This window comes from Aeromonas sp. A35_P, from assembly GCF_002259925.1.
Lineage (GTDB): Bacteria > Pseudomonadota > Gammaproteobacteria > Enterobacterales > Aeromonadaceae > Aeromonas > Aeromonas dhakensis.
Genome location: NZ_NEVB01000028.1, coordinates 1 through 12,419 on the forward strand (window position 1 = coordinate 1; position 12,419 = coordinate 12,419).

General features: G+C 62.8%; 9 protein-coding genes and 2 pseudogenes. 5 read left to right on the forward strand and 6 right to left on the reverse strand.

Annotated elements, in window-relative coordinates; genetic code table 11:
* The first annotated feature begins 447 nt into the window (after nucleotides 1-447).
* Nucleotides 448-1,014, forward strand: a complete 567-nt coding sequence (gene ahpC / locus CAK78_RS02555) for an alkyl hydroperoxide reductase subunit C (protein ID WP_005299724.1) — start codon at nucleotides 448-450, stop codon at nucleotides 1,012-1,014.
* Nucleotides 1,015-1,139: 125 nt separating this feature from the next.
* Nucleotides 1,140-2,726 (forward strand): alkyl hydroperoxide reductase subunit F, encoded by a 1,587-nt coding sequence (ahpF, locus tag CAK78_RS02560; RefSeq protein WP_094696268.1) that lies wholly within the window; start codon nucleotides 1,140-1,142, stop codon nucleotides 2,724-2,726.
* Nucleotides 2,727-2,789: 63 nt separating this feature from the next.
* On the opposite strand, the pseudogene CAK78_RS02565 reads toward ahpF, so the two are convergent.
* Nucleotides 2,790-4,082 (reverse strand): annotated as a pseudogene (locus CAK78_RS02565) (MFS transporter).
* 170 nt (nucleotides 4,083-4,252) lie between these two features.
* On the opposite strand from CAK78_RS02565, the gene CAK78_RS02570 reads away from it, so the two are divergent.
* Both CAK78_RS02570 and CAK78_RS02575 read left to right on the forward strand, forming a co-directional pair.
* Nucleotides 4,253-5,584: a GAF domain-containing sensor histidine kinase gene (locus tag CAK78_RS02570; protein WP_094696269.1), complete on the forward strand. Its 1,332-nt coding sequence runs from the start codon at nucleotides 4,253-4,255 to the stop codon at nucleotides 5,582-5,584.
* Between the two features lie 110 nt (nucleotides 5,585-5,694).
* The gene (locus CAK78_RS02575) at nucleotides 5,695-5,940 is read left to right on the forward strand and encodes a hypothetical protein (protein WP_005299713.1); all 246 of its coding nucleotides are present in this window, start codon (nucleotides 5,695-5,697) and stop codon (nucleotides 5,938-5,940) included.
* Between the two features lie 91 nt (nucleotides 5,941-6,031).
* On the opposite strand, the gene CAK78_RS02580 is transcribed toward CAK78_RS02575, so the two are convergent.
* Nucleotides 6,032-6,781: a class I SAM-dependent methyltransferase gene (locus tag CAK78_RS02580; protein WP_094696271.1), complete on the reverse strand. Its 750-nt coding sequence runs from the start codon at nucleotides 6,779-6,781 to the stop codon at nucleotides 6,032-6,034.
* A gap of 49 nt (nucleotides 6,782-6,830) precedes the next feature.
* Nucleotides 6,831-7,211 (reverse strand): STAS/SEC14 domain-containing protein, encoded by a 381-nt coding sequence (locus CAK78_RS02585; RefSeq protein ID WP_094696272.1) that lies wholly within the window; start codon nucleotides 7,209-7,211, stop codon nucleotides 6,831-6,833.
* A 71-nt stretch (nucleotides 7,212-7,282) separates the two neighbouring features.
* Here CAK78_RS02585 and CAK78_RS23040 point away from each other — a divergent pair, with 71 nt between their 5' ends.
* The gene (locus CAK78_RS23040) at nucleotides 7,283-7,417 is read left to right on the forward strand and encodes a hypothetical protein (RefSeq protein ID WP_254924691.1); all 135 of its coding nucleotides are present in this window, start codon (nucleotides 7,283-7,285) and stop codon (nucleotides 7,415-7,417) included.
* A gap of 134 nt (nucleotides 7,418-7,551) precedes the next feature.
* Here the strand turns inward: CAK78_RS23040 and gcvP are convergent, their stop codons facing one another.
* From gcvP to gcvT, 3 genes and pseudogenes are all read right to left on the reverse strand, one after another.
* Nucleotides 7,552-10,431 carry an aminomethyl-transferring glycine dehydrogenase gene (gcvP, locus tag CAK78_RS02590; protein ID WP_094696273.1) on the reverse strand — a complete coding sequence of 960 codons (2,880 nt, stop codon included), beginning with the start codon at nucleotides 10,429-10,431 and terminating at the stop codon, nucleotides 7,552-7,554.
* A 253-nt stretch (nucleotides 10,432-10,684) separates the two neighbouring features.
* Nucleotides 10,685-11,074, reverse strand: a complete 390-nt coding sequence (gcvH, locus tag CAK78_RS02595; RefSeq protein WP_010634317.1) for a glycine cleavage system protein GcvH — start codon at nucleotides 11,072-11,074, stop codon at nucleotides 10,685-10,687.
* A gap of 107 nt (nucleotides 11,075-11,181) precedes the next feature.
* Nucleotides 11,182-12,281: pseudogene (gcvT, locus tag CAK78_RS02600) on the reverse strand (glycine cleavage system aminomethyltransferase GcvT).
* Between the last annotated feature and the right edge of the window lie 138 nt (nucleotides 12,282-12,419).

The window sequence follows — 12,419 nt, forward strand, 5'->3', positions numbered from 1 at the left end:
CCCCGTAGTTAGTCTTTGCTGTAAAGCTTTTGGTTTATATAGCCATTCCTTGTTTGATGACCCGGCCTTGTCCTTGCGACGACGCCGGGATTTTTTTATCCGCGTTTTACCCCTCCCCTTCACCTGGTCCGCTCGCGCCGTCCGTACACTCACCCCCGATGCCCCTCTGCGCCATGGCTTGGCCGGCACTCTCCCCTCTCCCCTTGAAAAGCCGACGTCGCGCACAGATGTTGAATCTCAACAAGGAGTTATCTCTGCATGGCGATGATATTCATGTTAGGTACAGCAGAGGTGAGCTATCTAATAAGTAGATTTAAGTGATTCAAAATTGCGGCTTTGACCGATTAGGAAAAGCCCCTATGATGACTCCATCGAAAGTTAAACGCCTCGTCTGGCACGACTCTTCACTACCGGACGAGCACATGTACATCACCAAGGAGCAAATACATGTCTACCTACATCAACACTGAAATCAAGCCGTTCAACGCCACCGCCTACCACAATGGCAAATTCGTTCAGGTGTCTGACGCTGACCTGAAAGGCAAGTGGTCCGTGGTGTTCTTCTACCCGGCTGACTTCACCTTCGTCTGCCCGACCGAGCTGGGCGACCTGGCCGACAACTACGCCGAATTCCAGAAGCTGGGCGTCGAAATCTACGCCGTCTCCACCGACACCCACTTCACCCACAAGGCCTGGCACGACACTTCTGACACCATCCAGAAGATCCAGTACCCGATGATCGGCGACCCCACCGGCACCATCACCCGCAACTTCGGCGTGATGATCGAAGAAGCCGGTCTGGCTGACCGCGGTACCTTCGTCATCGACCCGCAGGGCATCATCCAGATCGTTGAAATCAACGCTGGCGGCATCGGCCGTGACGCCCTGGAGCTGCTGCGCAAGGTCAAGGCTGCCCAGTACGTTGCCGCTCACCCGGGTGAAGTGTGCCCGGCCAAGTGGAAAGAAGGCGACGCCACCCTGGCCCCGTCCCTGGATCTGGTAGGCAAAATCTAAGCCTCCCCGCTCTGAAGACCGGCCCGTTCAAGGGCCGGTTTTGTTTACGGACCTCAGAAAAGGCGCCGGTCTGCTTTCTGGCCTGACAAAACGCCGACCCGCATTCAACAAGAAGGAATTCGACCATGTTAGATACCAACCTCAAACAACAACTCAACGGTTACTTGCAGTACATCGTCAATCCCATCGAGATCAGCGTGTCCGGCAACGACAGCGACAAATCCGCCGAACTGCTGGCATTGGCCAGCGAGATCGCCGAGATGTCCCCCAAGATTACCCAGACCTCTGGCACTGCCGCCCGCAAGCCTTCCATGAGCGTCGCGCCGAAGGGCCAGGCCCCGCGCGTTCATTTTGCCGGCATCCCCATGGGTCATGAATTCACCTCCCTGGTGCTTGCCCTGCTGCAAAGCGGCGGTCACCCCTCCAAGGCCGATGCAGCCGTGCAGGAGCAGATCAAGAATCTGAAGGGCGAGTTCCACTTCGAGACCTATATTTCGCTCTCTTGCCACAACTGCCCGGACGTGGTGCAGGCGCTCAACCTGATGGCGACCCTGAACCCCGGCATCACCCACACCATGATCGACGGTGCCCTGTTCCAGGACGAGGTCAACGAACGTCAGATCATGGCGGTCCCGAACGTCTACCTGAACGGCCAGCCGTTCAGCCAGGGCCGCATTTCGCTGGAAGAGATCGTCGCCAAGCTCGACACCGGCGCAGCCGAACGCAAGGCCGCTGAACTGAGTGAAAAAGCCCCCTACGACGTGCTGGTCGTGGGTGGTGGCCCGGCCGGCGCTGCCGCCGCCATCTATGCCGCCCGCAAAGGCATTCGCACCGCCATCGTCGCCGAGCGTTTCGGTGGCCAGGTGATGGACACCGTCGGCATCGAGAACTTCATCTCCGTGCCCTATACCGAAGGCCCCAAGCTGGCCGCCAGCCTGGAGCAGCACGTCAAGCAGTACGGCGTGGAAGTGATCACCGAGCAGCGCGCCGCCGCCATCAGCCGTGATGGCTACGTCAACGTGGATCTCGCCTCTGGCGCCACCTTGAAAAGCCGCGCCGTGATCCTGGCGACCGGTGCCCGCTGGCGCGATCTGAACGTGCCGGGCGAGCTCGAATACCGCACCAAGGGCGTGGCATACTGCCCGCACTGTGACGGCCCCTTCTTCAAGGGCAAGCGGGTGGCGGTGATCGGTGGCGGCAACTCCGGCATCGAGGCGGCCATCGACTTGGCCGGCATCGTCGAGCACGTTACAGTCGTGGAGTTCGCCGACACCCTGCGCGCCGACGAGGTGCTGCAGAAGAAGGCCCGCTCCATGAGCAATATCGACATCATCATGAGCGCCCGCACCACCGAGGTGATCGGTGACGGCAGCAAGGTGGTGGGCATGGATTACGAAGATCGCACCACAGGCGAGATCAAGCACCTGGCGGTGGCCGGCATCTTCGTGCAGATCGGTCTGGTGCCGAACACCGAGTTCCTGAAAGGGAGCGAGGTAGCCCTGACCCGCTTTGGCGAAATAGAGATCGACACCAAGGGCGCCACCTCCCTGCCCGGCGTCTACGCCGCAGGGGATGCCACCACAGTGCCGTTCAAGCAGATCATCATCTCCATGGGCGCAGGGGCTACCGCCGCGCTGGGGGCGTTTGATTACCTCATTCGCAACCCGGCGCCAGAAGCCGCTGCGACCAAGGCCGACGCCGTAACCGCCTGATAGCAACCAGATGGACAAAAAGCCGACTCACAGAGTCGGCTTTTTTTATTGGCGCGAAAAGGCTCAGCCGACTTTCGACGGTTGGCCCTCATCCGATTCGGGCGTGGCATAGCTGGCGGGCACCGCCTCCCCGTCCAGATCCGTTCTGGGCTCCAGCTCCGCCGTCATGGGGGTATTGGGCGGCACCGGGATGAAGACCTGATGATCGGCCAGCGGAATGGGGGCCCGCTGGCGTTTGCGCCAACCGAGATAGCACGCCAGCAACAGACCGCAGAGGGCAAAGTAGACGAACAGCCCCTCTGGCCCGAACTGCGCCATGACAAACGGCGCCAGCAGCGGCCCGGTCATGGCCCCCAGGCTGTAGGCAAGCAGCAGCCCCTGATTGGCCCCCAACACCTGATCCGGGCGCAGCTCGTCGCAGGCGTGACTGAGGCTCAGGGGATAGATGGAGAACGCCATTCCCCCCAGCAGGAACACCAGGCCCCCCTCGACGGGGCCGCGCCAGGCATCCGGCAGCAGCACCATCAGCAGGGCCAGCAGCGCCAAGACGGCGCCGAGCAGCAGGATCACCCCTCGCCTGTCGTAACGATCGGAGAGGCGACCTATGGGGTACTGCAGGCACATGCCCCCCAGGATCACCAGCGCCATCATGTCCGCCACCTAGGAGAGAGACGAGCCGCTGTCGGTGAAATAGAGCGGCAGCAGGCCGTAGATGGCCCCTAGCACCAGACCGGAGGTAAAGCTGCTGCCCATCCCCGCCGGGGTGAGGCGTATCAGCTCCAAGACGCCGACCGGCTGGGGCGCCACCATGGCCGGGGTTGCCACCCGGGATATGGCGAGCGGGATCACCGACAGGGTCGCAGCCATGGCGCACAGGGCGAACGGGGTCAACACCATGGGGTCCACCCACTTGAGCAGCAGTTGCCCCAGCGCCAGGGAGCCGTAGAGCAGGATCATGTAGAGGGACATCAGCCGGCCCCGATTGGCCGGGGTGCTGGAGACCAGCATCCAGGACTCCAGCACCACGAACAGGCCGCCGGTGGCAAAGCCCCCCACCAACCGCAACGCCGCCCAGCTGAGCGGCTCCACCACCATGCCGTGCAGCAGAAACAGAAAGCAGAGCAGGGAGGCGTAGGCCGCATAGGCCCGGATATGGCCCACCCGGATAATGAGGCGGGCGTTGACGAAGGCCCCCAGCACCAGACCGCCAAAGTAGGCGGCCGAGACCAGGCCGATGGCCTGGGCCGATACCTGCTCGGCAGAGAGGCGCACCGTCAGCAGGGTGTTGAACATGCCGTGACCCAGAATGAAGATCACCAGACTGGTCAGGGGTGAGAAGAACCTTGCGAGTGTCATGGGGTCTCCCTGGTTGGCGCAATTGTGAGCAAAACAGTCATGGTACCGTTTGCTTCCGGCTCGCTTCAACCCCGCGGGTCAGTCAAACCACCGCACGCAGGGCCCGCGCCGGACAACTAGAATGGGAATACAGTCCGCTCACCCCAGCCCCAGCAAACAGGAACGCCTTCATGTCTGCGAGCCTATCCAAGTACCCGATCGCCCCCGAGTTCGAGATCCCGGACTCCCTGCGCCTCTCCTGGCAGAAGACCGTCAACCTGATGGCTGAGCTGTTTCACGTGCCGGCCGGGCTCATCATGCGGGTACACCCTCGCGAGATAGAAGTGTTCATCACCAGCCAGACGCCGGACAACTGCTATCCGGCCGGGGCCCGTGAACACCTCGACTCCGGCCTCTATTGCGAACGGGTCATGGATACCCGCCAGGAGCTTCTGGTGCCCAATGCCCTCAAGGATCCCGACTGGCAGCACAATCCGGACATCAAAGTCGGCATGATCTCCTATTGCGGTCTGCCGCTCTGCTGGCCCGATGGCAGACTCTTCGGCACCATCTGCGTGTTGAGCCGGGAGGAGAACGACTACGGCGGCCTCTACCGGCAACTGCTCCTGCAGTTTCGTGATTCGGTACAGCAGGGCATGCATACCCTCTACGACAATATTCGTCTGCAGGAGACGCAAGAAGAGTTGGAGCAACACAAGTCGCAGTTGACCCACACCCTCGACAGTCTGAAAAAAACCCAGGAGGAGCTCATCCACACCGAAACTCTGGCGGCGCTGGGGGCCATGGTGGCCGGCATCTCCCATGAGCTGAACACCCCCATCGGCAACGCCCTGATCGCCACCACGGCCCTGCAGGAGCAAACCCGACAGCTGGCCGCCCAGCTGGGGGCTCAGACTATTCGTCGCACCACGCTGGAGGAGTTCGTGCACGCCAGCCAGGAGATGAGCGATCTGGCCCTGCAGGCCATCACCCAGTCGGCCAAGCTGATCAGCAGCTTCAAGCAGGTGGCTATCGAGCAGACCTCGGAAAGCCGGCGCAGCTTCGATCTCAGGCGTCTCATCGACGACAACCTGGCCAACCTCAAGGCCGGCCCCGGGTTTGATAAGGTCGTGCTGCACAATCTCATCGACGAGGAGCTGCTCTGCGACAGCTACCCGGGCCCCCTCAGCCAGGTGCTGCTCAATCTCATCCACAACGCCCTCCTCCATGGCATCGGGGATCGCCAGGATGGACGCATCGAGATCCGGGCCCATCAGGACCCACAGTCCATCCACCTGGAGGTGCTGGACAACGGTCGCGGCATGGCGCCCAACGTACTGGCCCATATTTTCGATCCCTTCTTTACCACCACCCTGGGCAAGGGGGGCTCCGGACTGGGGCTCTCCATCTGCCGCCGCATCGCCACCTCGGTGCTGGGTGGCGGCCTGACGGCACGCTCGGCACCGGGCAAAGGCAGCTGCTTTACCCTCTCCTTTCCCCGCATCGCCCCTGGCCGCGTCTGAGGGGCAGAGCTCAGCCCCCTCTCGCAGAGTGAATCGAGTAGCGATGCCGGCCAACACAAGGACGGCGGTGAGGTCTATCCTTGCAAATGTCCACCAGCGAGGTAATCAAGATGAAACCAGCCTTGTTTCTGTTAACCCTGCTCTTTACCGGCAGTGTGCTCGCCTTTCACTGTCCCGCCGACATGAAGAAGATTGACGATGCCCTGGCCAAGTCCCCGCCTCTGAGCACCGAGCAACTGGCACAGGTGAAGAAGCTGCGGGCCGAAGGCGAAGCGCTGCACAATGCGGGCAAGCATCAGGAATCCGTCGATACCCTGGCCAAGGCGATGGCCATGCTGGGCCTGAACAAGGGTTAACCCGGCGGCAACTCACGCGCAGCAAGCCGATTGCACTGCCCCCTTGCGGCCCCTCATCCCCGATGCGAGGGGCCGCTTTTATCTGCCCCGGTTACACCCGACCGCTGTAGAGCAGGGTGTGGTAGTTGAAGGCAATCACGCCGTTGACGGCGTGGCGCTCAAATTCCCGAGCAATCAGCGCCGTCAACTCGGCATGGGCCTGCGAACCGGCCACCGGGGCATAGGAGGAAGAGTTGAGCCGCCCCAGCACCCCGTCGAGGTCGAACAGCTGACGGTTGGCGAAGCGCTCGAGCCGGTAATCTCCCTCGAAGAAGGCGGCAAAATCCGCCTCCCCCAGGTTGCGATGATTGACCTCCTCATAATCCCCCGAATAGGTGCGCAGCCCCGCCTCGTAGGCCTTGAGAAACGGGGTGTCGGTCAGCCGGTCGTTCCAGATAAGGGCCACTCTGCCACCTGGCTTTAGCAGCCGCCGACACTCCTGCTTGAAGGCGGCGCGATCAAACCAGTGAAACGCCTGGGCCACTGTGACCAACTCCACACTGCCATCCGGCAGACCGGTGATCTCGGCCCGGCCATCATACCAGTCGACATTGGCAACCCCGGCCAGCAACTGCTGCGCCGCCCCGCGCATATCCGCATTTGGCTCGACCGCCCAGACCCGTGCCACCCGAGGGGCCAGCAGCGCCGTCAGGATGCCGGTGCCCGCTCCTATGTCGGCCACCTGTGAAGAGGGCCCCATGGTCAGCTCGCTTGTCATAAAATCGAGCATGGCGGCAGGATAGCCGGGTCGATATTTCACATAGGCCTCGACCCGGCTCGAAAATCGTTCTCTGTTGTCCAATGGTCTGCTCCTGTTCATTCAAAAAAGAGGGCGAAAGAGTGGGCGAGCGTTACTGAGTCAGCCAGTTGATGGCGGCGCTCTCCTCCTCGAATACCCGTACCTCCCCCGAAATAAACCAGCCGCCGACGCGGGCCGCCAACCCCAACCAGCCCGGCTGGCCATAGAGGGCTATCTTGCCAAATTCGTGGCCATGCCTGAGGCCGAGCCTGAGATCGTCCCAGGCGGCCCGCAGCTCCCACCCCTCCAGCTCAGTGGCATCGAGCAGCACCCTCACCCCCTGCCCCTCGACCCTCTCCAGGGCCGCCTCCAGCATGGGGGTGATGGCCAGATAGTCCTCATGACTGAGTCTGCCGACCGCCTTGATCGAAATGAAGGAGACCCCCTCCACTCGTGCCAGCCCCAGGGTCAAACCATGTTGTTGCATCTTCATCCCTCTGCCTCCATGAATGGCTGCCCCCGGCAACCCCTGGCTTGAGTCTAACCCGGAGCGAAGAGACGGTCATGGCCCGGGAACAGGCACAACCGGATACTGCCGCCAGACGCGCCCTCGAGGCCATGATGCTGATGGGCAAGATAGGTATCGCCGCCATCGAGCCGACGCGCCGCAGTGCTGGCGGCTCAGCTGTTGTCATGTGAATACCCCCCCCCATGCATACCCATATATAAATAAAAAGGCCTTGCTCGATGCAAGGCCTGTGTATTTAAAGCCGAGTTTTCCCAGTCCATCTGGCAGAGCACAAGGCTCTACTCAATGGTCCAGATCACCTGCCTCACTCCCCGACGTAATCCTCGGTCGGGATACAGGAGCAGAACAGGTTACGATCACCGTAGACGTCGTCGATGCGGTTGACCGACGGCCACAGCTTGGCGGCGCGCACGGCGTCCGACGGGAACACCGCCTCGGCGCGGCTGTAGCCACGATTCCACTCACCGTCCATCACGTCATCCTGGGTATGGGGGGCATGCACCAGCGGGTTGTCGGTGAGGCTCCAGTGACCGTCCTGCACCTTGGCGATCTCGGCACGGATGGCGGTCATCGCCTCGACGAAGCGGTCCAGCTCACGCTTGGACTCCGACTCGGTCGGCTCGACCATCAGGGTACCCGCTACCGGGAAGCTCATGGTCGGCGCGTGGAAGCCGTAGTCCATCAGCCGCTTGGCCACGTCCATCTCGCTGATGCCGGAGGCTTCTTTGAGCGGGCGGATATCCAGGATGCACTCGTGAGCCACCCGACCGTTGCGCCCGGAGTAGAGCACGGGGAAGGATTCACCCAGCTTCTTGGCCAGGTAGTTGGCGTTGAGGATGGCCACCTGGGTGGATTTCTTCAGCCCCTCGTCCCCCAGCATGGCGATGTACATCCAGCTGATGGGCAGGATGCTGGCCGAGCCGAACGGTGCCGCCGACACGGCGCCATTGTTGCGGCTCTCCTTGTCGGTCTTGACCACGGCATGGCCGGCCACGAACGGCGCCAAGTGTTTCTTCACGCCGATGGGGCCCATGCCCGGGCCGCCACCGCCGTGAGGAATGGCGAAGGTCTTGTGCAGGTTGAGGTGCGACACATCCGCCCCGATAAAACCTGGCGCCGTCAGCCCGACTTGCGCGTTCATGTTGGCGCCGTCCAGATAGACCTGACCACCGTGCTGGTGAACGATGTCGCACACCTCCTTGATGGTCTCCTCGTACACCCCGTGAGTGGAGGGGTAGGTCACCATCAGGCAGCTAAGCTGATCTCCCGCCTCGGCGGCCTTGGCGCGCAGATCGTCCAGATCCACGTTGCCCGACTTGTCACAGGCGGTCACGATGACCTTGAGGCCCGCCATCTGGGCGGAAGCCGGGTTGGTACCGTGCGCGGAGGCCGGGATGAGGCAGATGTCGCGATGCCCCTCGCCGCGTGACTCGTGGTACTTCTTGATGGCCAAGAGGCCCGCGTATTCGCCCTGGGCGCCGGAGTTGGGCTGCATGCAGACCGCATCGTAGCCGGTCACCTTCACCAGCCAGTTTTCGAGGTCAGCCAGCAGCAGCTGATAACCCTTGGCCTGGGCCAGCGGGGCGAACGGGTGCAGCTTGCCGAACTCGGGCCAGGTCACCGGGATCATCTCGGCGGTGGCATTGAGCTTCATGGTGCAGGAGCCCAAGGAGATCATGGCGTAGTTGAGCGCCAGATCTTTGGCTTCGAGACGGTGGATGTAGCGCAGCATCTCGGTCTCGGAGTGGTACTTGTTGAACACCTCGTGGGTCAGCACGGCGTCGGTGCGCAGCAGATCCTGCGGGATGGCGTGATGGGCCTGGGCCGCCTTGTCGAGGGCCTCGATGTCCAGGCCGTGGCCTGCCCCCAGGAACAGGTCGAGCAGCTCGGCCACATCGCTGCGGGTGGTGGTTTCGGAGAGGGAGACACCCACGGCGCCATCCAGATCGGCGCGCAGGTTGATGCCGAGCCCCTCGGCCTTGGCGATAAGATCAGATTTGCCCGCGGTCAGCACAGTCAGGGTATCGAACCAGCTGGCATGCTTGAGGGACACGCCCTTGGCCTTGAGGCCGAGCGCCAGAATGGTGGTCAGACGGTGCACGCGGGAGGCGATGGTTTTCAACCCCACCGGACCGTGGTAGACGGCGTAGAAGCTCGCCATGTTGGCCAAGAGCACCTGGGCGGTACAGATGTTGGAGTTGGCCTTCTCGCGGCGGATATGCTGCTCGCGGGTCTGCATTGCCATGCGCAGGGCGGCCTTGCCGCAGGCATCCTTGGAGACGCCGATGATACGACCCGGCATGGAGCGTTTGTAAGCATCACGGGTGGCGAAGAAGGCGGCGTGCGGGCCACCGTAGCCCATGGGCACGCCGAAGCGCTGGGCCGAGCCCAGCACCACGTCGGCACCCAGCTCGCCCGGGGATTTGAGCAACAGCAGGGAGAGCAGGTCGGCGCTGACGCAGGCCAGCCCTTTCTGGGCCTGTACCGCGGCGATAAGGGCCCGCAGATCTTTCACTTCCCCCGTGGTGGTGGGGTACTGGAACAGGGCACCGAACACCTCTTCGGCGCAGGCCTGTGCGGCCGGACCGACTGCCACGTCAAAACCGAAGTGGACCGCCCGCTCCTTGACCACGTCGATCACCTGGGGGTGCACGTCGTCGGCCACGAAGAAGAGATTGGATTTGGACTTGGCCATCCGCTTGGCCAGCGCCATCGCCTCGGCGGCGGCGGTCGCTTCATCCAGCAGGGAGGCACTGGCCAGATCCATGCCGGTGAGATCCAGGGTCAGCTGCTGGAAGTTGAGCAGAGCTTCGAGACGGCCCTGTGCCAGCTCGGGCTGGTACGGGGTGTAGGCGGTATACCAACCCGGGTTTTCCAGCACGTTGCGCAGGATGACGTGGGGTACATGGGTATCGTGATAGCCCATGCCGATGTAGCTCTTGGCCACCTTGTTCTGGGCGGCATAGCCCTTGAGCTTGGCCAGCGCTTCCACCTCGGTCATGGAGGCGCCGATGCCGAGCGGGCCCGGCCGGCGAATGGCGGCGGGGACGGTCTGCTCAATCAGATCATCCAGGCTCTCGGCGCCCACCACGGCCAGCAGGGCGCGCAGATCTTCCTCACCCGGCCCGATGTGACGGCGGATGAAATCGGTTTTTTGCTCGAGTTCAAACAGTGACTGGGTCATTTCCCTATTCCTGATAAAAAGTCCTGATAACTAAGTGCATGACAGCCGGCCTCGGCCGGCTTCACTCATGTTCGGGTGGCAGGGGGGCCCCTGCCGGCACCGGGTGTCGCTCATAGCGACAGGGGGTCGTCTTGTGGCTGCCCGGTTTGCCGCGGGCAAACCGGGACGGACGACTTCACCCTCACCGGCCGGCCTCCTGGCCGACGGGCATGCATACAAACGGGCCCTGCGCGATTGGCAGGGCCCGGGGGCATTACTCTTCGTCCACCACGTTCTGGTAGCCTTCGGCATCCAGCAGGTTGGCGAGCTCGCCCGCGTCGTCCAGCTTGATGCGGAACAGCCAGCCGGCACCGTAGGGGTCGGAGTTGACCAGCTCGGGGCTGCCTTCCAGCTCTTCGTTGACGGCCAGGATCTCGCCGCTCACCGGGCTGTAGATGTCAGAGGCGGCCTTGACCGACTCGGCCACGGCGCAGTCATCACCGGCACCGACCTGCTTGCCCACTTCCGGCAGATCGACGAACACCATGTCACCCAGCAGCTCCTGGGCGTGCTCGGTGATACCGACCACGGCCTCGCCGTTGGCTTCGACACGGATCCACTCGTGGGAGGTGGCATATTTCAGTTCGCTCGGGATATGGCTCATTTGTGCTTCCTTTATTCACTTGGATCACTTATCCCCGGTGCGTTCGACAGGCGTTGCCGGGGCAAGGGGGTCTGGCGAAGGGCAGCCCCTTCGCCGCAATGGGGTCGTTACACCAGCTTCTGGCCGTTGCGCACGAAAGCCGGCTTGGTCACTTTCACGGTGACCAGCTTCTTGCGGATCTCCACCGAGGCCTGCTCGCCGATATCACGGGGCCCCCGCGCCAGGGCAATACTGTAGCCCAGAGTGGGCGAGAAAGAGCCGGAGGTGATCACACCTTCCCGCTCTTCTCCAGCGGCGGTGGTGAAAGTGACCGGCATGCCGCTGCGCAGCACGCCCTTCTCTTCCATCACCAGGCCCACCAGCTTGGGCTGGCTGCCGGCGGCTTTCTGGGCTTCCAGCGTGGCGCGGCCGATGAACTGGCGATCGCTGGGTTCCCAGGCGATGGTCCAGGCCATGTTGGCGGCCAGCGGAGAGACGGTTTCGTCCATGTCCTGGCCGTAGAGGTTCATGCCAGCTTCGAGGCGCAGGGTGTCACGGGCACCCAGGCCGCAAGGGGCCACACCGTTGTCCAGCAACGCCTGCCACAGATCGCACGCCTGCTCTTGCGGCACCACGATCTCGTAGCCGTCTTCTGCTTGGTATAGCCGGTGGTGGCGATGAAGAGCTCGCCCGCCTGCACACCGAAGAAGGGCTTCATGCCTTCCACGGCGGCATTCTGCTCGGCGCTGAACACCTTGGCCGCCTTGGCCTTGGCGTTGGGGCCCTGCACCGCGATCATGGCGAGTTCGGGGCGCTCGGTCACGGTCACCCCGAAGTCCTGGGCATGGTGGCGGATCCAGGCCAGATCCTTCTCGCGGGTGGCGGAGTTGACCACCAGGCGGTAGAAGGTCTCGCCAAGGTAATAGGTGATGAGGTCGTCGATGACGCCGCCTTCCGGGGTCAGCATGCCGCTGTAGAGGGCCTTGCCGAAGACGGTGAGCTTGGCCACGTCGTTGGCCAGCAGGTGTTGCAGGAAGGCTTTGACCCGCTCGCCGGTCAAATCGACGATGGTCATGTGGGAGACGTCGAACATGCCGGCATCGGTGCGCACCTGATGGTGCTCTTCCAGCTGTGAGCCGTAGTTGATGGGCATTTCCCAACCGTGAAAGTCCACCATCTTGGCGCCGGCTTCCAGGTGCTTGGGATGCAGTACTGTAGTCTGGATCATCGCTGTGTTTCCTTAAGCGTTCGCGACAACACTCACGATCCGCCCCGCCCGGCCGCCCTCCGGCGGTTCACCGGGGTCGCAGCAAGAGCAGAGAGTGCCTGAGTCTGTGCTCGTTCCGGCCCGCAAGGCCGGAGTGAT